The following is a 20,224-nucleotide window of genomic DNA, read 5'->3' as shown; positions in this document are numbered from 1 at the left end:
GAAGATGGCCAAGGCGCTGATCAACGGACTTCAAATTCAGTATGAGACAGCGGGATCCGGCCCGGATCTTATCATGGTGCATGGACTCGCAGCCAATCTGGCGTTCTGGTTTCTCCAAGTCGTCCCCCATCTCAGCAAGGCCTTCCGAGTCACGGTCTTTGACTTGCGCGGCCACGGCGGCACCGATATGCCAGCCTCAGACTATACGACCGCCCACATGGCATCGGACCTGATCGGCCTGATGGACCATCTGAAGATCCCTCGGGCCCATCTCGTCGGGCACAGTTTCGGCGGTGCGGTGGCCCTGCATAGTGCGGCGCTGCACCCGGAACGGTTCGAGACGCTCACCCTGGCCGATTGTCGTGTTCACGCGCTTCAGCCGATCCCTTCCGGCAAGGACGGCCCGTTCTGGAGAGCCCGTCGGAAAAAACTACAGGACCGGGGAATCCCTGTTGCGGACGATACTCCCAAGGTCGTCTACACCATGCTGGAGGAACTGGTCGGACCGGTTCCGAGACCGGGAACGGATCAGGGACTTGCGATCGCATTCGGTTCATGGAATCCGAACAGCCGGACCGCAAGAAAATGGCTCCGCCTGCGAACGACCACCACATTTCAAAAGGATGTCCTCAGCATCTCGGGATTGGATCGCGCGCTCATCCAAAAGGTCGAGACCCCAACGCTGTTGATCTTCGGTGAGAACTCCCGCTGCCTGAAGACTTGTCTCCGATTGGAAAAATTATTGCCCCGGCACGAGACCGTCATCCTGCCGGGGGTCGGTCATTTCTTTCCGGTCGAGGTTCCCGGAAGGTTTGCCCAACTTCTCATAGAATTTATCGAGAAGGACCCGCGCTCCACACTGCAACCGATAGAAGCTTGGGCAGGTGATAGGGATGCCAACCCAAACGCTCATTAAACACGAAGCGTCCCGTATTCCCCGGCGGGGATTGACCCTGAACGACTTCACACAGATCGCCATCCGAGGATTTGGAGATGCCCGTAATTCTTACCCTCATTCGATGGCCTGGTTCGACGGCTACCTCTATGTCGGCACAACCCGCGACAATCTTTGCCTAGTCAATGCGCGCAATCCCCTCAAGATGAATTGCTGGCCAGTCCGGTGTACAAGCCCGCCGGACCCCCAGGAGCTTCGGGCTCAAATCTGGCGATACGATCCCCGCGTGGAGAAGTGGGAAATGGTACATATTTCTCCGATGATCATGCGAAACGGCAAGGAGGAAATGCGCGACATCGGATATCGAGGGATGGCTGTTTTCCAGGGGAAAAGCGACGGACGACCGGTGCTTTATCTGAGCAGTTGGTCGGCGACCGGATCCCGGTTCATTCGCTCGGAAGATGGTCGGTCTTTCACAGACGTCAGCGAACCGGGCCTCGGACACCCCAGCATGGTCTGTTTTCGCACCCTCCAAGCCTTCAACGGACGGCTCTATACCTCGCCGGTCGGGAGGGCAGGACACGGTCCCAACGAAGCAGAGCTTCCGGTGATCCTCGAAACAGACGACCCGGCGGGTGGACAATGGCGGACCGTGAATCATCTCGGATTCGGACACCCGGGCAACCTGGGCATCTTTGAAATGACCGCCTTCAACGGCTACCTTTATGCCGGCACGCTGAACCCGGCAACCGGATTTGAACTCTGGAAGACCCGCGCCGAGAGCTCTCCTCCCTACACATGGACCCGTGTGCTAACATCCGGAGCCTATCGTGGAATCGACAACGAAGGGGTGGCCAGCCTCTTCGTCTTCAACGGGGCGCTCTATGTGGGGACCGGCATTGCGGGCGGGGGATACAATCGCTATCATAAGGTAGGACCGGCAGCTTCCGAGGTCATCCGTGTCTACCCCGATGACACATGGGAGCTGTTGGTGGGGGCTCCTCGGGTCACGCCGGAAGGGTTTAAAATCCCATTAAGCGGCTTGGGACCGGGATTCAATAATTTTTTCAACGGTTATACCTGGCGAATGTGCGTGCATGAGGAATGGCTTTACGTGGCCACATACAACTGGGGCTGTTTTCTTCCGTTCCTGACATTCGAGGGTTTTCCCGAAGCCCTTGTTCAACAAATCCAAAAAGTAGGGGTCGAGGAACTCACACTCCGGTCCGGAGGGTGCGAGTTATGGCGAACCCGAGACGGCATCCACTGGCATCCTGTCTCCTTGGACGGTTTCGGAACCCCTTTCAATTTTGGTATTCGAAACATGAGCTCGACACCTAGCGGTCTGTTCGTCGGAACAGCCAATCCATTCGGGCCGCTTGTCGGTGTCAAAACCGAATCGGGTTGGAAATATCAGCCCAACCCCAGAGGTGGGTGCGAGATCTGGATTGGAAAGAAAAAAAACCAGGAGCGCGGCACCGAATCGCCATTAGCGCAGAAACAAAAAGACCCCGAACGTGCAGCCATGCGGATTGTCCACCGACAATTTGATCGGGAATTCTATGCCGATCGAGTCGATGACTTTTATGAAAAAAGCGACTTCGATCAGATGGGCTACTGGGAGGACGGTGCCCAATCGGCCCGACAGGCTTGCGAGCATCTGATGGACCGGCTCTTAAAGCTCTTGGGACCGGTCTCCGGTCGGATTCTTGATGTGGATTGCGGCCGCGGCGGATCAACGCGCTATCTTATACGAAAATTGCCTCCGCAACGGATCACGGCAACCGGTTACCGCAATCCCCTTTGGAGGAATTTGGAACGAGAGCAGCCCGGCCTATCCTTCATCCACCATATGGACACCGCGGACATGGATTTTCCAGATGGAACTTTCGGCGGCATTCTCTGTGTCGAACGGGCCGGCTTCTTCCCTCATCGCGCCTCTTTCCTAAAAGAGGCGTTCCGGATTCTTCAACCCGGGGGCCGTCTTGTCCTCGCCGACACCCTCTATTCCAGAACCGGGGAACTGACCGATTGGAGTCGAAATAAAGGAAACTATCTCCGGGATGTCAATGCTTACCACACCCTGCTGGAGAAAATCGGATTTTCCGAGGTACAAGTCATCGACGCAACTCGAGAATGCGCTGAGAGCTATCACAGGTACATCAGCCGAACGGCCCTGGATCGATTCCGTGCACGGGAAATCGACACCGAAGTCTTCAACGGGATCATGTCCCATGTGAATCGGAGTCTTCTTAATCTTCGTTATTACGTTTTAGCGGCCGCAACAAAACACATGGCAGGTTGAAGATGGACAAACCAACGATCGTTACATCCTATGAACCGTATTCGGATGAACCCGAATACTTGGAAGCCAATCGGGCGTTCATCAACACCCTTCCGATCGAATCCTGCAGCGACATATTGGATCTGGCTTGCGGCACGGGCATCCTCAGTGTCATGATGCTACAGGCGCACCCGAAACTCCGAATCGTTCAAAGCGATCTTTCCCATGAATCCTTGCTTCTGACCCGGAGTCGCTTGAACCGCTCCGGTTTTCTGAACCGCGAGCCATTTGACTTTGGACGGTCCTTCGGTCTGGTAGAAGCCTCGGCCGATACCCTTCCGATTCGGGACAGTCGGTTTGATGCGGTCGTCATGGGAAATGCGATTCACATCCTCCCGGATACGGACCTCCTGCTTCGGGAGATTCGCCGTGTCCTCCGTCCCGGCGGTTTGCTCGCCTTTAACAGCTCCTTTTATGCGGGAACCTTTTCTCCCGGAACCGAGAAATTTTATCACCAATGGATGATTGAAGCCTTGCGATTCATCAAAAACAGGGATGAGGAACTCAAGCGCAACGGACGGGAGGGAATTCGCAGGGTTCGGGGCCGAGTGGCGGCGGCATTTTCAAAACAATGGCCGACGCTCACGGAATGGTGCGAGCGGCTGGGAAAAAACGGGTTTCGCATCCGCAGCCATTACGAACGAACCGTAATGATGGACCAACGCAGCTTTGAAACCGTCGGAGCGTACGCGGGGCTGGCCTGCGTCTTGTTGAGCGGGTACCCGGTGACGCTGGCGTGCGAGGCACTGCAGGCGGCGTCCGGTCCGGCCTTGGCCGCGGTTAACATGAAAAGCGTCCCGCGGCTCTGGTTGGAGGTCGCCGCGCTGGTGTCAGACGATTGAGGACGTCTTGATTGAAGCGGCGTTCTCGGAGACAACCTTACGCCCACCACGGCTACTGAAACCGCCTCGGGATAACGATTGATTAAGCCTGCGATGCCCGACTTGATCCTGGCACGACCGGGTCGAACGGGTCAAAGGATTCTTGAATATTGTCCGATGACCGAGAGAAAGGTCATCGGGCCCGCTCGGGTTCCGATGCGTTTTGAATCCAATAATAACGAGGTTGGGCCGGCTCGTCCTCCCGACCAGCCCCAAACCGGTCCGGGTGGAACCGAATATCTTCACAACGGTTTTTCTCAACACCGTGTCGGCCGGGGGGAACAAGGATGCTGGCTCTTTACGCCGAATGATCCGGTGCCCGAATCCACACCGGTTGTGGTTTTCTTTCATGGCTGGTTGGGGGTCAATCCAATCAATTATGGTGCTTGGATTGTCCATCTCGTCCGTCGTGGCAACGTCGTGTTATACCCAGTGTATCAAGCTTCATTTTTCACGCCGTTTGAGGGAATGATGGCCAATGCCATCGAAGGAATCCGCTTGGGACTTCAACGTTTGAAGGACAGAGGACCGGTCCGTCCGCTCCCTGACCGCTGGGCCTTTGCCGGACATTCTCTGGGCGGGTTGATCGCATCCAAATGCGCGTCTCTCGCGCCGGGTCCTCTTCCTGATCCTCGGGTGTTAATGCTGGTACAGGCGGGGTGGGGCCGACGGTTTTCAGTATCGTTGAAGGACCTGCGACAAGTTTCCCCACACGTCCTGGCTTTGGTTGTCGCAGGGGAGGAGGACCGTCATTTGCCTTTTGACCAACCTCTGGCCATCTACAACGCGCTTTCCGGGATTCCGGATGAGAATCGAAATATCATTCTGGTGCGATCGGACCGCCACGGTTTTCCTCCATTAATCGCCGATCACAGTGCGCCCCTCTCGGAGCGGGCCGATGTGGGTCTTCGGCTCACGCCGCAGGCGGCGTTGCGCCGGGAGCAGGCACTGTCTGCGGCGGGATTGAGGAGCGCTCGTGCCGACGCACTGGACTTCTACGGCCACTGGAAACTTCTGGACGCGGCCATATCGGCGGCCTTCCACGGGCAGCATCGTGAAAAAGCTCTCGGAAATACCCCGGCGCAGCGCTATATGGGAACGTGGAGCGATGGAATTCCAGTGAAAGAATTGTCGGTATCGACCCGGCCGGACGGGCGGTTCACGGATTCATAACGGGTGGAGGAAGGCATGCTTGAGAATGAAGCGTCCGGCCGTCTCAAAGGCCAGGTCGCAATCGTGACGGGGGGAACCGGAGGGATCGGACGTGCCGTGACGGCGGCGCTGATTCAGGAAGGCGCAAGACTTGTCCTTGTTGGCCGGACCCTGGACCGGGTCAAGCTTGCGGTTGCGGAGCTCACCATAGAACGACCCGGTCAGACGGCTCCGGACGTCTTGGGACTCGCGCTCGATGTGCGCTCGGAAGCGGACATGAAGGCGATGGTTCGGAAAACCCTGGAGCGCTTCAACCGGATCGACATCCTCATCACATGCGCCGGTCTCGGACAGCCCAGCCAAACGAACCGGGGAGGAATTCCCTACCCTGTCGCACAGCTTCCCACCACCGCATGGGACGAGATGATCGATACCAATTTAAAAGGGGTCTTCTTGAGCAACCGGGCGGTTTTGGAAACCATGACGGCTCAGCGCCGCGGGCAAATCATTAATATCTCCTCCGCAAGAGGCGCGACATCCGGCCAACCCTATGCCGCGGCCTACTGCGCATCCAAATTCGGGTTGATGGGGCTGACCGAAGCCTTGGCCGAAGAAGTACGTGCCTTCGGAATTCGGGTACAAACTCTTGTTCCGGACGCGGTCGATACCCCTTTGCTGAGTGGAACCACGCTGACGCCCGGTCCCGGCGAAGCGCTTTCGGTTCGCACCATTGCACGCTTTATCATTACGATGCTGACGCTTCCCGAGGATACCTTATTGATCAATCCGTTGATTGCGCCGTTCCGTTCCCGGCGAAAAAAACAAACCCGCAAGCCGATTTTCATCCCGGCAACTCGGTCGGAGGATGAAACGGATGGCCGATGAAACCCAAACGACCGGTCGACTCTCCGGTTCTGTAGCCATTGTCACCGGCGGCGCGGGCGGCATCGGCCGCTCCGCTTGCGAGGCTTTGGCGCGGGAGGATGCCAACTTGGTCGTCGTGGATGTTGATCCTTCACAGATCGAGGAGACGCTTCGCATCGTGAATGCGATCGGAGGCCACGGAGAACGATTGGGGTGGGTCACGGATATTCGCGATGAGCGATCGGTCGATGAAATGGTCCAGCGTACGCTCGAACGGTTCGGACGGATCGACATCCTGGTCGCGGCGGCAGGGATCCTTCGCGGCAAAGGGCGATCTCCCAAACCAATGGCCCAGATTTCCCTGGACGAGTGGAATGATGTGATCGGAACAAACCTCCGAGGAACCTTCCTGACTAACCGGGCGGTTCTTCCCGCCATGGTTCGGCAACGGGCGGGACAGATCCTGAATATATCGTCCACCTCCGGCCGGAAAGGACGTCCGTTTGATTCGGTTTACTGCGCTTCCAAATTCGGCGTCATCGGTTTTTCGGAATCCCTAGCCAAAGAGGTTGAGCATTACGGAGTCAAAGTCCACGTCATTCTTCCTGATGCGGTGGATACTCCCCTTTGGAAACAGAACGGCCCCATTGCCTGTCCACCGGCATCGTTAACTCCTGCGCGTATCGCTCAGGTTATCTTGTTCCTCCTGCTGCTTCCGAAAGATACCCTGATACCAGCCCCGCTTATCATGCCATTCCGAAGCGGGCACCGCCCGATGGACTCGACTTGACATCCTGGAGAATCACGTGATAGCATTTCTTTTATACAACAAGAGGATGGTACTACGATGAAACGATTTACCTTTTCATCCTTTCCGATGATGATCTTGACGATCGGCGGCCTTTTCTTTTGGGGATGTTCCACGGGCCACTCGGCCCAGATTCCGGCCAAAGAAATCACCCAAGCAAGCGCGAGTTGCGAGCAATCCGGTCTCGGCCCGGGGGAATACGTTCGCGGTATCGAATCGGGGGGCCGCAAGCGGTCGTATAAGATCCATATACCTCCAGGGTATTCAAAAGAGAAAAAGGCGCCGTTGGTCTTGAACTTCCACGGAGGCGGCGGAAACGCGGACAATCAGGAGGAGCTTTCTCAAATGGATCCTGTTTCGGACGCCAACGGGTTTATCGTTGTGTATCCCAACGGCACCGGAGTTTTCAGCAATCGTTTTTTGAGTTTTAATGCGGGGATGTGCTGCGGATATGCGCAGGCGCACAATGTCGACGATGTCGCCTTCGTCCGAGACATGCTGAACGACGTCGAACGCAATTTTTGCATCGATACGAAACGCGTTTTTTCAACTGGGTTTTCGAATGGAGCGATCATGACTCATCGGCTTGCCTGCGAACTTTCAGACCGGATCGCGGCCATCGCCCCGGTCTCCGGTCCGATCGGCGTCGACTCTTGTCAGCCGTCCCGTCCCGTCCCGGTCCTGGAATTTCACGGAACGGCAGACCCCTGGGCGCCCTATAACGGCGGGCAGGTGAAGGCGCTGGTGGGTAAAGAGAAACATCTCTACCGTTCGATGAACGAGACAATATCCGGTTGGGTCCAACATAATCATTGCACGGGAGCACCCGAGGTCTCCTTCAAACAAGGCGCCGTGAGCTGCGAATTACACGGATCCTGTTCGAATGATGCCACCGTCACCCTTTGCACGATTGATGGGGCCGGTCATACATGGCCCGGCGGCATCAGCACCCTGTCCGAGAAAAAAATGGGCCCCACGAACCATGATATCTCGGCCAGCAATATGATATGGAGTTTTTTTGAGAAACACCCCCTTCCCTAAGGGTTTATGGGAGGGAATAGACGAATGGGAATCGATCGAAAGAATTCAGATGAGCGGAAAAAACCGTCGGAGGAAGATCCGCGCCAGTCGCTTATAGACCTCCAAAAAAAGCGACGTACGTTAGACAACTCGAAGTCTAATCGTAAAAGCCTCGAGGGGCTTCGCTTTGGCGCATTGCTTCGTCAACTCGAAGCCCTTCAGGCCCTTCAAGGGCTTCAGGAGTTAAATCCTGCCTCCGAAAAACATGCGGCTCCCTTCAAGATTGCACAGGATCCTGTAGAAAGGGAACATCAGAGACAATGGTTGAGGTTTAAGGCCGACTGGTTGGAGGCCCTGTTGGAAAGTACGTTAAACGACTTGGAAAAACTCGAGGCAGTCCAAAAGGACAAAACGAGCACCGCACCCACCGACGAGTGACAAGACCGAACTCTCGGCCCGCCGTTCAAGCCGTCCCCCGCCATTTACGGAATCCAGTACCAGACCTCAACCATGATAAACCGAACCAACACCCGAGTCAGAACGACGCCAAACGGTTTCCATCCCGCATCGATTTTTGCATAGCCGGTCATGTTCGATTTCAGCAATCCATCCCGATTTGGAACCTGCACCATGACCCTGATCACTTTCTCACCGCCTTTATCGATGGCGATCGGTGCAATCGAAGTGACCTTCCCTCTGAATATCGCATATGGGTATGTCCAGATTTTTATCCTGACATCTTCGCCGATATGAACATCGCTGATATTCCCTTCCGGGGTGTCCACCTCGGTTTGGAGAGTATTGTTGTTCTCAACTTGGGCAAACAGGTCGCCTTCTTTTAAATAGTATCCGACACGATCTTCAAGATAGGGGGTTGTAATGCGTCCATCCATCGGGCTTGTCAATGCAGTCAACTGCATATTCTGGCGGGAACTCTCAACGAGAGTCTCCAAACGTCGGACATCCGCTTTCGCGGCGTCGATCTCTTCCGGACGAAAGCCCGCCAGAACGTGCCTCAAATTGGCTTTGGCCTCCTCCAGTCTCTCGTGATTTAAATCCCGTTCTTGCTGGACTTGTTGAAATTTCTCTTCCGAAATAACGCCCTCTTTAAACAACGGACGGAGCCGATCTGTTTCCTTTCGAAAATAATCGTATTGGACCTGTGAGGTCTCTACCTGCTGTTTCGCCTTATCGATTGCTTCGGGGGTAGCACCGGTTTGCAGAAGCTGTAAATGGGAGCGGGCGGATTCCAAGTTGGCGACCTGGACATCGAGTTGCTCCTGATGAACTCGGGTAGACAGCAAGGCGACTGTTTGTCCTTGATGCACAAAATCATTTTCTTTAACCAGCACCTTCACGATTTCTCCAACTACCTGGGGTCGGATTTCAAGTTTCTGTTCAGGAAAAAAGACAATGGGACCACCGGTATCGTACGGATACGGAACCAACATGAGAAGAAGCAGGCTTGACCAAAGCCAGACTTTAATCAACCGGCCCCGGCCTTTTCCAAATAACAGCCGTTTGTACCAGCGAACCGGTGCGGTGTGTTCTATCATGGCACCGACGGGACGTTGGAGCAACAACGCGGCCCCGGTGACAACGATGACCCCTCCGATCCCTTGAAATCGGTTGGCATACTGAGCCGCAATCACCATAACGACATAAATAGGAAGAAGGTACGGAACGAGCAGGAATATACAAAAGATAAACCCAATGCGTTCTTTAAATGTCATGGGAATAACGGGAGATTGACCGGGAAACCAAGACTGCACGGCCGCGAGGACCCGATTTCGGAGATCGGGAATCTCAAGCCATTGTGCCAACAAAAGGTAGCCATCCCCATAGGTAAGAGGGGTAAGATTTACCAAAAAGGCAAATAGACCCACCTCTCCCACCGTCAAGAAAAACAAAGGGAAAAACGGGGGCCAACCCATCGTCAACCACCACCCGATAAACCCAATTTCCGTGGCCAACAGCTGGAAAAATAATCCGGCGAAGATGATCTGCATTCGCTGGGACTTCGACCGGACCCACACAAAATCCGAGAAATCAATATAAGCCGCAGGACAAATATTTAAATAGATACGGATCCCGCAATCCTTGACCCGACCGCCGTAACGGACCAAGGCAAGACCGTGAACGAATTGGTGAGGGATCGAAATGAGGAAGAAGGAAACTCCCGCAAACAACAGGATATCCCAGAAATTGGTGAAATCGGCCAGAATTCGCATTTGAATGCTCAAGAAGGGGCTTCCATAATAATAAACAATATACGTTACCGGGATCAACAAAACAAGGGAAACTAAAGCGAATGGAAGGCTGAAACACCAACCGAAAAGTGGTAGGAGGCGCTGCAGGATGGCTTGGGGGGATCCAAAACTGATCTGTTTCGTAGGAGCCCAAGGATCAATCGAATTGGGAAAGGCCTCTTGCACCAGGATGGAATTTCCAATGAACAATTTTTCCTGGCTTAATTTATCGATCATGGCCTCGAATAGATCGCGATCCAAGGTCAAATGAAATTCTTCATCAAATCGTTTTTTTATCTCCTCAAAAGAGAGTTTCCCGTTGAGTTGTCGGCAGAGGAAATATTCCTCTGCTCCGAGCTCAATCGTCTCCTTGTCTTCGGGGCGGATAAGAAGGTAGCGCACAGGATCTCCCTTTGTGCGCCGAAAAACCACTTTAAGATCGCTGCGAAATACATGTCGTTCGAATGACAAGGCCGCCCTACTTGTAAAGTGTCTTGGGAATTGCGGATTTTAAATATCGTACTCCCAGTCCGGGTTTCAGGATGCGTCTATCGATCTGGTCTCGTCGAAGATGGAATAAAATTCTTGTGGTGGACCGTTTCGTCCCCTGGGTCATCCAAGAGTTCTTTCCAGAACTCTGAGGCGGCCTGCGAACCAGAATTCCTGGTCGCTTCCCTATATTCGTTGGCCACCTTCTGGAACTTGGGATTGATTTCCATCGCAGCCTGCAATTCCCCCACGGCCGGTGGGTAGTCCCCTTGTTCGTATAAAACAATTCCCAATTTCCAGTGGGCCAAGGCAAGGCTTGGGTTGAGAACCAACGCCTCCTGATATTCAGCCTCGGCTTCCTTGTAATTCTTTTGAGCCACATAAACATCTCCGAGCATCAAATGAGGCAACGCCGTCCGGGGAGCAAGGCGCACCGCCTCTTCAAAGCAGATTTTGGCCTTGTCATATTCCTTGTTCCGGAGATGGATGCCTCCGAGTCCAGAGATGATGGCGATGTTCTTTGAGCTTCGATTAGAAACCTGTTTGTAACATGCGCTTGCGGCTTCGTATCTTCCTGTTTCCAGGTAAACGGTTCCCAACTCAAAACAGACCCTGACCAGGCTTGGATCAAAGTGAAGGGCTTCCTGAAATTTTGCCTCGGCCCTTGAAAACTGCCCCTGTTCCAGGTAAATCTTCCCTTCCATGAAATGTGCAAAAGCCATCTCTGGATCGATCTGCTGCGCCGCTTGGTAGGCTTTCATGGACCTTTTGTACTCTTTGTTTTTAAAAAAAATGCCCCCGAGCATCAAGTACGCATCAATTTCGCTGGAATTCAGCTTCAGGACCATATCCAACTCCCAAACCGCTTCCGTGTATCTTTGCTGTACGGTATACACCCACCCGAGCATCAAGTGGGCATCCGAAAATCGGTCGTTGGATTTCAACGCCGCTCGGTAAGCCGTAACCGCATCATCATGCTGGCCCAAGGCCAGATGGATGTTTCCAAGCATCAGAAGCGCGGTGGAAAGATCCGGGTCAACCGCCAACACTTTTTTGACTTCGACGGTACACTCGTCGTACCGCTTTTGCTCAAATAGGACATACGCAGTCCGCAGGACCGCCGTCGCTCCACATCCATAACTTTTCAACTGGGGCACCCAGTCCGCACCGGGCATATTTGACGTCATGGCATTCACCGCATTTGCGCTGGACGTGTTGAGATCATACAACCCTTAGACTCCGATAGTTGATTGAAGATCCATGGCATAGCCTCTTGAATGCGAATCCTCGACACACAATCGATTACTCAATAACAATCTGGTGAAAATCGACGATATTCTCTCGGACTTTGTCCGACTCGGGAAATACCTAAAACCCCAAACCCACCCGTCGGAGGATAGTAATGCTACAACTGAACAGCCTTGTCTGTCAACCCCTCTTTTGAGGGACTTTATAGAAACCCCTTATTATTAAGCTTTTCCTCGAATGTCATTAATCCTTGAACCATGACCTTCCTATTACCCAAACAAATCAACTGAGACACCGAAGTATCTATAGAGCTCTATCTGAAATGATATTGGACCCAGGTCTCTTCGCCATTCACACCCCGGACTCTGACCTGGAGGATAACCGGATCGGACCCTGAAGAAGTCACGCCGGGAACGACGGAGGCACCTTCACAGGTTGTGGGAAGAGTGATCGTCCCACTCGTGGAGGAGGGACCGGGGAACGGGCTGTTGACCGTACAGACCGATTGCCCCACCGTTATCTGCCCGATCAGATCCACCTGCCCGATCGGAAAAGTAGTCGGGAGGGTCCATTCAACCGTCAACGACTGGCCGAGCAAGGCGTCGTTCAGGGTATGGCCTGTCGGGCTCGTGATCCGGATGGATTCGGTTGTCATCGATCGCAGAAGGTCCGTATAGCTCAACTGGTTCGTGTTTGTAGTAAGGTTGAATGTGTAGAGCTCCCCGATAGATGGAACAGGTAATAACACACCGAATTGATCTAGTTGGAGGCTCATCGAACTGCCCACCTCTGGATAAAGGGTATCCACAAATACGGTTGACGCTTTTATCAACGGGATGGTCGTAGTGCTATTCGCCGCCTGGGCACTGATCAGTTTCCCCGTGGGCGCGATTGCTTGAAGCTGAAAGAGCGGATAGGCACCGTCGCTTGTACCGCCTGCCATGATTTGAACCATGATCGCCTGCGCTTGTACATTCGCAACTTGTTGATTGCCGAAGAAGCGCCAGGATCCGTCGGCCTGCTGTTTAAAGCCGATCCCCCCCTCTCCCTTATCAACCACCCGATACAGGATCTGCCCGTCTTGAGCCCATGAGAACGTGGCAACGACATGAATTACTTTATCCGAATCATCGTATGAGACGATCCGATCGACCGTAAAGGCCTTAAGCTGAAGCGCAACACCCCGCAGAAGGGAGGCAAAGTCGGCCGTACCAACATCTTTTCCAAATCCGTCCTGTATGTAGTTGTCATCAAAATACCTAGCCAGATCGGTGTCGGCAAGGAACAAACCCTCCGTACGGGCCTTGCCCACCACATTCAAAAGGGTGGCGTTTACCCCGTTGAAGGCCGTTTGAATTGCCGCCGTTGTGGGAATAACAACGGTAGTGATGCTGTTTGTTGCCTGCTGACCCGACGTAGTTGTGGTGTTGACGGCAAGGGTGCTCGTTGAAGAATCGAAAGAGAGCGTGGAGGTCTCATTCATGCTTGAATCCTGAATCGTCACCACACCGCTTGCATCGATTTGCGATAGCGCAAGGACGGCGTCGAAACCGGCACCGTCTGCGTTGAACGGAGTGGTGATAAGGTCGAACGTTTGTGGATTAAGATCGTGATCGTTCACCCATCTCCAAACAATGTCCTTGGCAACGTTTGCCAGTATCGAAACCTCAGGCTCGGTCGGAAGCGGTGTGGAACTCCCCATGCCGGCAAAGGCATCCAGAACCTTCAATCCCTTAATCTGGTACCAAGTTCCAATAATCAGATCGGTAAAAGGATGGATGTTTACATTGCCGGTGTGGATCCCCACACTGAAGAGAGAAGATCCTGACGACAGATCCACCTTGAGCAGAAAAGGGGCGGTTAATCCGGTGACATCGATACGGTATTTTCCCAGCGCGTCGGTCGTTCCCGTTTTTGATACACCATTCCGGTCTTTTACCGTCACAACCGCATTGGCAATGGGCGCACCCACGGCGGCCGTTCCGGTGAGGCTGGAAGGGACCGGGCCTTTTTTCCCCCCACCGCAACCCTGAAAAACGCAAGCGAACAAAACCACGCTTATCCAGATCAGGGCCATCCTGAGGAAATGAGTCACCATCGTCTCGTTTTAAGAGGGCACCATCTAATATTGACCCATTCGCTGGGTCAGCGTCCTCGAGCCGGCCATCTTAATTCCGCGTTGAGCTTGAACGATACGGCGTTCTATTCGAAGAAGCGAATAGGAAAAAACGGCTTCCCCCTGCGGATCGATGACCTGTTGAATTCCGTTTTGAAGCGAGCGGGACACAAAGTGAACACGGCCGTCGGCATTTTCCGCCACCAAGGATCCATTCGTGTATTCTGTCACCCGGATGGAATCGATCCATCGTCCTTGTTCAAATAAATCCGCTCGCACTGTTTTCTCCTTCTCGGTGAAGGTGAGGATGGCTCGGTGCTCTTTGTCCATGACGATCTCCTTGGAGCCGTTTTCACTGCTGATCGGGCCTGTGTTCGGAGCTTTCCAGAACCAGATCGGGTTGAGAATCAATACATCAATCAGGCCGGTGATCGTATAGACATGAAAGATGACCAACCCCAAGAAAACGAGCTCGTCTTCCCATTTGTTTCCGACTCCAGCGTTCCATTTTCCAAGGCTTCGCGAAAGCGTAAAGGGACCAATGCACCCAACAACGAAGAAACACACAAGAACAATCATGGCAACGGCAGACCGCATTCCTTTCGGAACCCTCATGATTATCTCCTTCTTAATTTATTAATATCGACTAAAGACATACGGATTGGGCAGGATGACTTCCCGTCGCGCTGGCCGGATAAGAGGCGGCATGAATCCGTGGATTTTCCGCACGTAAGATCTAAAAAAACCGAGGAAAGCGATTAAACCTTCCCTTCAATATAGGGAACCTCGAAGACTTTTGGATGCATGATCGGGCCATGGCCGAAATAGCCGTCTTCCCCGAACAGTTCGCCATGGTCGGACGTGATGATGATATGAGTCCCTGGCGGGCACTTTTTGAACAGCCTTTCCATCAGACGATCCACCTCCTCGATGGCCGCAATCTGCCGCGCCCGGAAAAGATCCAGATGTTTTTTCTCGAAGTAGTATCCGGTCAGGTCCGGCGATTCGGGCCGATGTCCCAAAACATCTTCCCCGGCTCGCTTGAAAACTCCGTTTTCTCCATGAAGAGACGGCATTTCCTCGGGTGGGATTCCGTAAGGATAATGGGCTTCTCCTAGGTTCAACAGATAAAAGGCCGGACCGGAGTCAAACGATACCTCGTTAATCATGGTTTCGAAATCGTTGTAACGGTCCATCAGTTTGTACGTGTCGAATGAGGCATTCAGAATGGTCATCGGGTTGATGATCGGCATCGAAACCCGTGCATGGGTTTTGTACCCTCTGGACTTCAAGAACTGCGGAAGCCAGAAGCGGGGGACGAAATCTTTCATCGCGAGTTCCCCTATTCCCAACCGGTCCCCCCATTTCAGATAATCCTTTTTATAGACCTCCGAGGCGAACACCCCCTCCGGACTCCGATGCGGGGTCATCCCCATCAGATAGACGAAATGAGACGGAGAAGTCCATCCCGCGTAGCTGTATCGCCGCTCCGGATGGCCGAGATTTCTCATGTTCGGAGTTGCCGCGGATGCAAAGGAATCGTAACGGGCACTGTCGATGATCAGATAGATCAGATGATTCATTGAACGGCCCTGTTTACATATAACCCAGTTCGCGCAGGCGCTCCATGATCCCTTCCTTGTCCTGCCGTCGTCCACCCCGTTCCGTGGTATGCTCCAGGTCCTGCTCCCAGGCCGGGAGATCACTGGTCTTGGTGGTGGTGTCCTTCGTCCCCAGCGAGCGGTAGCCCTGGGCATAGAGGGGGTTCACCGGAATTTTGCGGCTGTGAATCAGGTCCCATATTTCCCGCTCCCGGAAGTGAAGGATCGGATGGACACGGTAATGATCCGGAGTCCTCCTTGGGCTAAAATAAATCTCGTTCGATCGAGCCGACTGCTCGTCCCATCGGACACCCGTATACATGGCCGTGATACGATGCGACTCGATAAAAAGATTCATGGCCACCGTCTTCATCAAATGGTTGCCGACATAGGACTCCGGCTCCCAGACAAAGGTTTCCTCGGCATAGTTCAGCTTTTTGAGCTCTTCCCGATTGCGGAAACTCAAGTCCGACACCCTGACGACGTCGCCCGGTTTCCGGACTAACCGCATAACGTCATCGTTCTTCACCTCATGAATTTTGAGGGACCATTCCCGCTCCATTCGATCTTTAAACGCCAGGACCTCTTCAAAAACATAGCCCTCATTAATAAAGATCAAATCCGGAATGGCACAGTTTCGCTCGCGGCTCACCTCCCGGATCAGCCAGAGCATCACCGTGCTGTCTTTTCCGCCCGTCCATGCCACGACCGCCTTTTCCAGGCCAAACCGGTCGAATGCATCCCGGACAACCTGCTTGCCCTGTTCGATCTTCCCGTCCAAATGAAGTTTTTCGTAATACGATTTGTTGATTGTGTTCTCCATCAGAGATCTCCTACTCGCTTGTTGTGTTCACCGTGATTTTTCCGTCCCTGGAAATGGTGCCAATTTACAATGCATCCAGAAAAAACATCAAACAACCCGAACAAAAGGTATTTCAAGATGAAATGACTATCTACACTACAAAAAACGGGCTTGAAGTTCAATCCCCCTAAAGGAGGGGGAGAAGCAGGGTTGGACCCTCGGTTCCCACGCCGCCGGGCGGACCGGACGCGCCTAGTGTTTTAGACGCGAAATGCATTATAATTGCGGAATGCGAATCCTCCCTATCGAAGATCAACAAGACCTGTCCGCGGTCGTCAAGAAAGGTCTTCAGGAACAGGGCTACACAGTCGATACCGCGCTTGACGGTGAAGAAGGGCTGTTCATGGCGGAAAACTTCCCGTCGGATGCAATCGTGCTGGATATTTTGCCGCCCAAAATAGACGGGCTCGCTCTCCTCAGTCGCATTCGGAAAAATCGTGGGCCTGGATTGCGGTGCGGACGATTACCTGACCAAACCCTCCGCCTTCCAAGATCCGGTCGCAAGAATAGGAACTCTCCTGCACCGTAAAGCTGAGAGGAGAAAAAGGCCGCGCTGAAAATTGATGCGGCGTCTCACAATCGGACGCGGCTTCCATCCTCGCACGCCGAACGCTCCATCCTTTCTTTGACTGGAATCCAAAATGCACTATAATGGAAGGGTGAGCCGATCACTCCTTCGCAAACAAGTCCGCCGTGAAATCGTGGCCCTGGCCATGCCGGTGGTCCTCAGCAGCCTGTTGCAGCGGACCGTGAGCATCGTCGACATCTTTTTGGTCGGCGGACTGGGTGCGAACGCGATCGCGGCCGTGGGAATCGGCCAGCTCTTGGTCTTCATGGCCCTGACGGTCATCTGGGCGTTGTCATCCGGCACGACGGTCATCATCGCCCAACTGTACGGAGGCCGCCGGCAACCGGAAGCGGCACGCATCGCTTTCCAGTCCATCCTGTTATGCATTTTTCTTTCCATTCTGATCAGCCTGTTTGGCGGGTTTTTCGGACAGGAGGGCGCGCGCTTTCTGGGGTCCGAGCCGGCCGTGATCCATTTGGCGGACGGGTATCTCAAAGTGATCTTCGGGGCGTTCGGATTCATCGCCCTGGTGAATCTCCTCTCCAACATTCTATACGGGGTGGGGGACACCCGCAGCCCTCTCATCGCGGTTATCATCACCAACGTCCTGCACGTGTTGATCGCCTATCCCCTCATCTACGGACTCTGGGGGGCGCCGCACCTCGGCGTCGTCGGGGCGGCCACCGCCGTCGGAATCTCGGAAGCCGTCGGCGTGGGGATCCTTCTCTGGGCCCTCTACCGGCGCGGGGCGATCCATGTGGGACTGTTCAATTTGGCCCTGCTGAAGGAAGTGATCCGAATCGGACTTCCGGTCTTTGGAGATCGGGCGCTGCAGCAGGCCGGCCAAACTTTCTATATGAAGATGATCATGTTTTACGGAACGGCCGCCTACGCCGCGCATCAGGTCGGCGTCTCGATTGAGGCGCTTTCCTTCATGCCGGGGTACGGGCTCTCCATCGCCGCGACCACCGCGGTCGGACAGAGTCTGGGAGCCAATCAACGCGATCGGGCCAACCTGGTTAACTGGGAAGCCAATAGGTTCGCCGTGATGCTGATGGCCTGCATGGGCCTCTTGTTTTTCTTTTTCCCGTACATTTTGCTCCGCCTGTTTACCAGCGATCCCGAAGTCATTCGTCTGGGGACCCTTTTCCTAAAAATCGCGGCGATTCTACAAGTCCCTCTGGCGATCACGATGGTGCTCTCCGGCTCGCTCAGAGCCGCCGGCGACACGCAATACCTCCTCTTCACCACAATCGTGGGAAGCTGGCTCGTTCGGATCCCTTTGGCCTATATCTTTTCGGTCGGTCTCGGATTCGGCCTCCCGTTCGTCTGGAGCGTCATGGTCGTCGATTGGTTTGTACGGATGACCCTGCTCCTGATCCGTTACCGCTCCGAGCGCTGGCATCGCCCCTCCGTCATCCCGGAACAGGCCTTTCATGAACTCCCGGATTGATCTTCGAAGCGACACCGTGACCCGCCCGACTCCGGCGATGCGAAAAGCAATGGCCGATGCCGAGGTGGGAGACGATGTCTTCGGCGAGGATCCCACGGTCAACCGTCTTCAGGAGCGGGCGGCCGAGTTGTTGGGGAAAGAGGCCTCGCTGTTCGTTCCGTCCGGCATCATGGCCAACCAGCTTGCCGTCCGACTTTTAACACAACCCGGCGATGAGGTGATCATCGAGGCCCAGGCCCATATTTTCCATTACGAGGCCGGGGCCGGGGGAGCCCTGAGCGGGATTCAATTCTACGGTCTTCCCGGCGCTCGCGGTATTCTGGAAGCGGACCAGGTGGCCGATGCGATTCGAACGGATGAAATTTATCTCCCGCCCACCCGTCTCGTTTGTCTTGAAAATACGCACAACCGCGGCGGCGGAACAGTCTATCCTCTTGAGAAGATCAAAGCAATCGCCAAGATCGCGCGGCGCCGCGGGGTGGCCATGCATCTGGACGGAGCAAGAATCTTCAATGCCTCCATCGCAAGCGGCATTTCCGCCGCCAAGTACGCCGAGTCTTTCGATACCGTCTCGTTCTGCCTGTCCAAAGGGCTCGGCGCGCCGGTGGGATCGTTGATCTGCACTACGACCGATCGGATTCCATTACTACGACGACTACGGCGGATGTTCGGCGGCGGGATGCGTCAGGCCGGCATACTGGCCGCGGCCGGACTGTACGGGCTGAAACATAACATCAAACGCCTCGCGGAGGATCACGCCCATGCCAAGAAACTGGCGATGGCGCTCGCAGACCTTCCGAGTATCTCACTCCACCCGAATCATGTCGAGACGAACATCGTGATCTTCGATATCGCCAAGACCCGCTACACCCCCGAGCGGGCCGTGGAGACGCTGAAAAAAGAAGGCGTCTTGGTCGTCCCTTTCGGCAAAATGCTGCTTCGCGCCGTGACGCATCTGGACGTGAGCGCGAAGGATATTGACAAAGCAATCGCGGTTCTTCAAAAGGTCTTTCGATAGAATTTCCTCATTCCATCAAAAGCGTGGAGAAAAATAATGGGGAAACCCAGGTTCGGCCGAAAAAAAATCGTAAAGGAAAATAAAAAGTCTCACCGACAGTCCAGAGTATCAGGGAGTTCCATCAAGTCGACATTCTTTCGTAAAGCGAGTAATCGGGCAGTTGCCGGTGAGGAGATCATCGCTGCAATTGAGCGACTTCGACAGCGCGGCACCTGGGCTGACCAGTATAAGCGGACAAAGCGATGGTGAACCGCATGTCCCAAGTCTGACCTTGAAATATAAGTTTCATCTTACGACGGTCGTCAAAGCCAAAGCGGGCACCCCATCCATCATATAGTCCTTTATCAAATATCAAATCCTGCCATGAACGATCGTTCAGGTTTGCCCGATACCGTCGGACGAATCAGCGGCCAAGGCTAAACCACTTCGCCCATTCCTTCATCATTAAGAGACCAGCTTCAATTGCCGACATTTTAAGTTGTCCACCGGACGATCTGGCTTGACGGACGGCGGCTGAGGGCTACACTTGAAGTGTATTCCCATCCGCCATCCGAAGACGGTCTGACCTTATGGCCACACGATTTCAAAAGAATGACATTTTGATGATCGGTTTGAGTATTATTGGGCTGGTGGTCTTTCTGAGGTTTTACGGGAAA

Annotated in this window: 16 protein-coding genes; 10 read left to right on the top strand and 6 right to left on the bottom strand. The window is 54.1% G+C overall.

Annotated elements, in window-relative coordinates; all coding sequences use genetic code 11:
• Positions 1 to 4: 4 nt before the first annotated feature.
• The 8 genes from VLY20_00905 (at position 5) to VLY20_00870 (ending at position 8,402) form a co-directional block, all read left to right on the top strand.
• Positions 5 to 916 carry an alpha/beta hydrolase gene (locus VLY20_00905; GenBank protein ID HUK55198.1) on the top strand — a complete coding sequence of 304 codons (912 nt, stop codon included), beginning with the start codon at positions 5 to 7 and terminating at the stop codon, positions 914 to 916.
• The gene (locus VLY20_00900) at positions 894 to 3,200 is read left to right on the top strand and encodes a methyltransferase domain-containing protein (GenBank protein ID HUK55197.1); all 2,307 of its coding nucleotides are present in this window, start codon (positions 894 to 896) and stop codon (positions 3,198 to 3,200) included. The genes VLY20_00905 and VLY20_00900 overlap by 23 nt, the downstream gene beginning before the upstream one ends.
• 2 nt (positions 3,201 to 3,202) lie before the next feature.
• Entirely contained in the window at positions 3,203 to 4,081 is an 879-nt protein-coding gene (locus VLY20_00895; GenBank protein ID HUK55196.1) for a class I SAM-dependent methyltransferase, read from the top strand.
• A gap of 792 nt (positions 4,082 to 4,873) precedes the next feature.
• Positions 4,874 to 5,293 carry a hypothetical protein gene (locus tag VLY20_00890; GenBank protein ID HUK55195.1) on the top strand — a complete coding sequence of 140 codons (420 nt, stop codon included), beginning with the start codon at positions 4,874 to 4,876 and terminating at the stop codon, positions 5,291 to 5,293.
• Positions 5,294 to 5,308: 15 nt separating this feature from the next.
• Complete coding sequence (locus tag VLY20_00885) at positions 5,309 to 6,157, top strand: SDR family NAD(P)-dependent oxidoreductase (GenBank protein HUK55194.1); 849 nt, start codon at positions 5,309 to 5,311, stop codon at positions 6,155 to 6,157.
• Entirely contained in the window at positions 6,147 to 6,926 is a 780-nt protein-coding gene (locus tag VLY20_00880) for an SDR family oxidoreductase (GenBank protein ID HUK55193.1), read from the top strand. Before VLY20_00885 ends, VLY20_00880 begins: the two co-directional genes overlap by 11 nt.
• Positions 6,927 to 6,983: 57 nt before the next feature.
• Positions 6,984 to 7,985 carry a PHB depolymerase family esterase gene (locus tag VLY20_00875; protein ID HUK55192.1) on the top strand — a complete coding sequence of 334 codons (1,002 nt, stop codon included), beginning with the start codon at positions 6,984 to 6,986 and terminating at the stop codon, positions 7,983 to 7,985.
• A gap of 24 nt (positions 7,986 to 8,009) precedes the next feature.
• Positions 8,010 to 8,402 carry a hypothetical protein gene (locus VLY20_00870; protein ID HUK55191.1) on the top strand — a complete coding sequence of 131 codons (393 nt, stop codon included), beginning with the start codon at positions 8,010 to 8,012 and terminating at the stop codon, positions 8,400 to 8,402.
• 44 nt (positions 8,403 to 8,446) lie between these two features.
• Here VLY20_00870 and VLY20_00865 read toward each other — a convergent pair whose 3' ends face one another.
• The 6 genes from VLY20_00865 to VLY20_00840 form a co-directional block, all read right to left on the bottom strand.
• Positions 8,447 to 10,615, bottom strand: coding sequence for an efflux RND transporter periplasmic adaptor subunit (locus tag VLY20_00865; GenBank protein HUK55190.1), 2,169 nt, complete (start codon positions 10,613 to 10,615; stop codon positions 8,447 to 8,449).
• A 146-nt stretch (positions 10,616 to 10,761) separates the two neighbouring features.
• Positions 10,762 to 11,931, bottom strand: coding sequence for a tetratricopeptide repeat protein (locus VLY20_00860; protein HUK55189.1), 1,170 nt, complete (start codon positions 11,929 to 11,931; stop codon positions 10,762 to 10,764).
• Between the two features lie 332 nt (positions 11,932 to 12,263).
• Positions 12,264 to 14,027, bottom strand: a complete 1,764-nt coding sequence (locus tag VLY20_00855) for a hypothetical protein (protein ID HUK55188.1) — start codon at positions 14,025 to 14,027, stop codon at positions 12,264 to 12,266.
• A 45-nt stretch (positions 14,028 to 14,072) separates the two neighbouring features.
• Complete coding sequence (locus tag VLY20_00850) at positions 14,073 to 14,645, bottom strand: DUF3332 family protein (GenBank protein HUK55187.1); 573 nt, start codon at positions 14,643 to 14,645, stop codon at positions 14,073 to 14,075.
• Between the two features lie 179 nt (positions 14,646 to 14,824).
• Positions 14,825 to 15,649 carry a metalloenzyme gene (locus tag VLY20_00845; protein HUK55186.1) on the bottom strand — a complete coding sequence of 275 codons (825 nt, stop codon included), beginning with the start codon at positions 15,647 to 15,649 and terminating at the stop codon, positions 14,825 to 14,827.
• A gap of 13 nt (positions 15,650 to 15,662) precedes the next feature.
• Positions 15,663 to 16,490 (bottom strand): phosphoadenosine phosphosulfate reductase family protein, encoded by an 828-nt coding sequence (locus tag VLY20_00840; protein ID HUK55185.1) that lies wholly within the window; start codon positions 16,488 to 16,490, stop codon positions 15,663 to 15,665.
• Positions 16,491 to 17,188: 698 nt separating this feature from the next.
• Here VLY20_00840 and VLY20_00835 point away from each other — a divergent pair.
• Positions 17,189 to 18,550, top strand: a complete 1,362-nt coding sequence (locus VLY20_00835; protein ID HUK55184.1) for an MATE family efflux transporter — start codon at positions 17,189 to 17,191, stop codon at positions 18,548 to 18,550.
• On the top strand, positions 18,534 to 19,568 hold the full coding sequence (ltaE, locus tag VLY20_00830; GenBank protein ID HUK55183.1) for a low-specificity L-threonine aldolase: 1,035 nt from the start codon (positions 18,534 to 18,536) through the stop codon (positions 19,566 to 19,568). The genes VLY20_00835 and ltaE overlap by 17 nt, the downstream gene beginning before the upstream one ends.
• Positions 19,569 to 20,224: the final 656 nt, after the last annotated feature.

The organism is Nitrospiria bacterium, from assembly GCA_035517655.1.
Taxonomy (GTDB): domain Bacteria; phylum Nitrospirota; class Nitrospiria; order JACQBZ01; family JACQBZ01; genus JACQBZ01.
The sequence above is the reverse complement of the archived record's forward strand: the minus strand, read 5'-3'. Positions and strand labels throughout refer to the sequence as shown.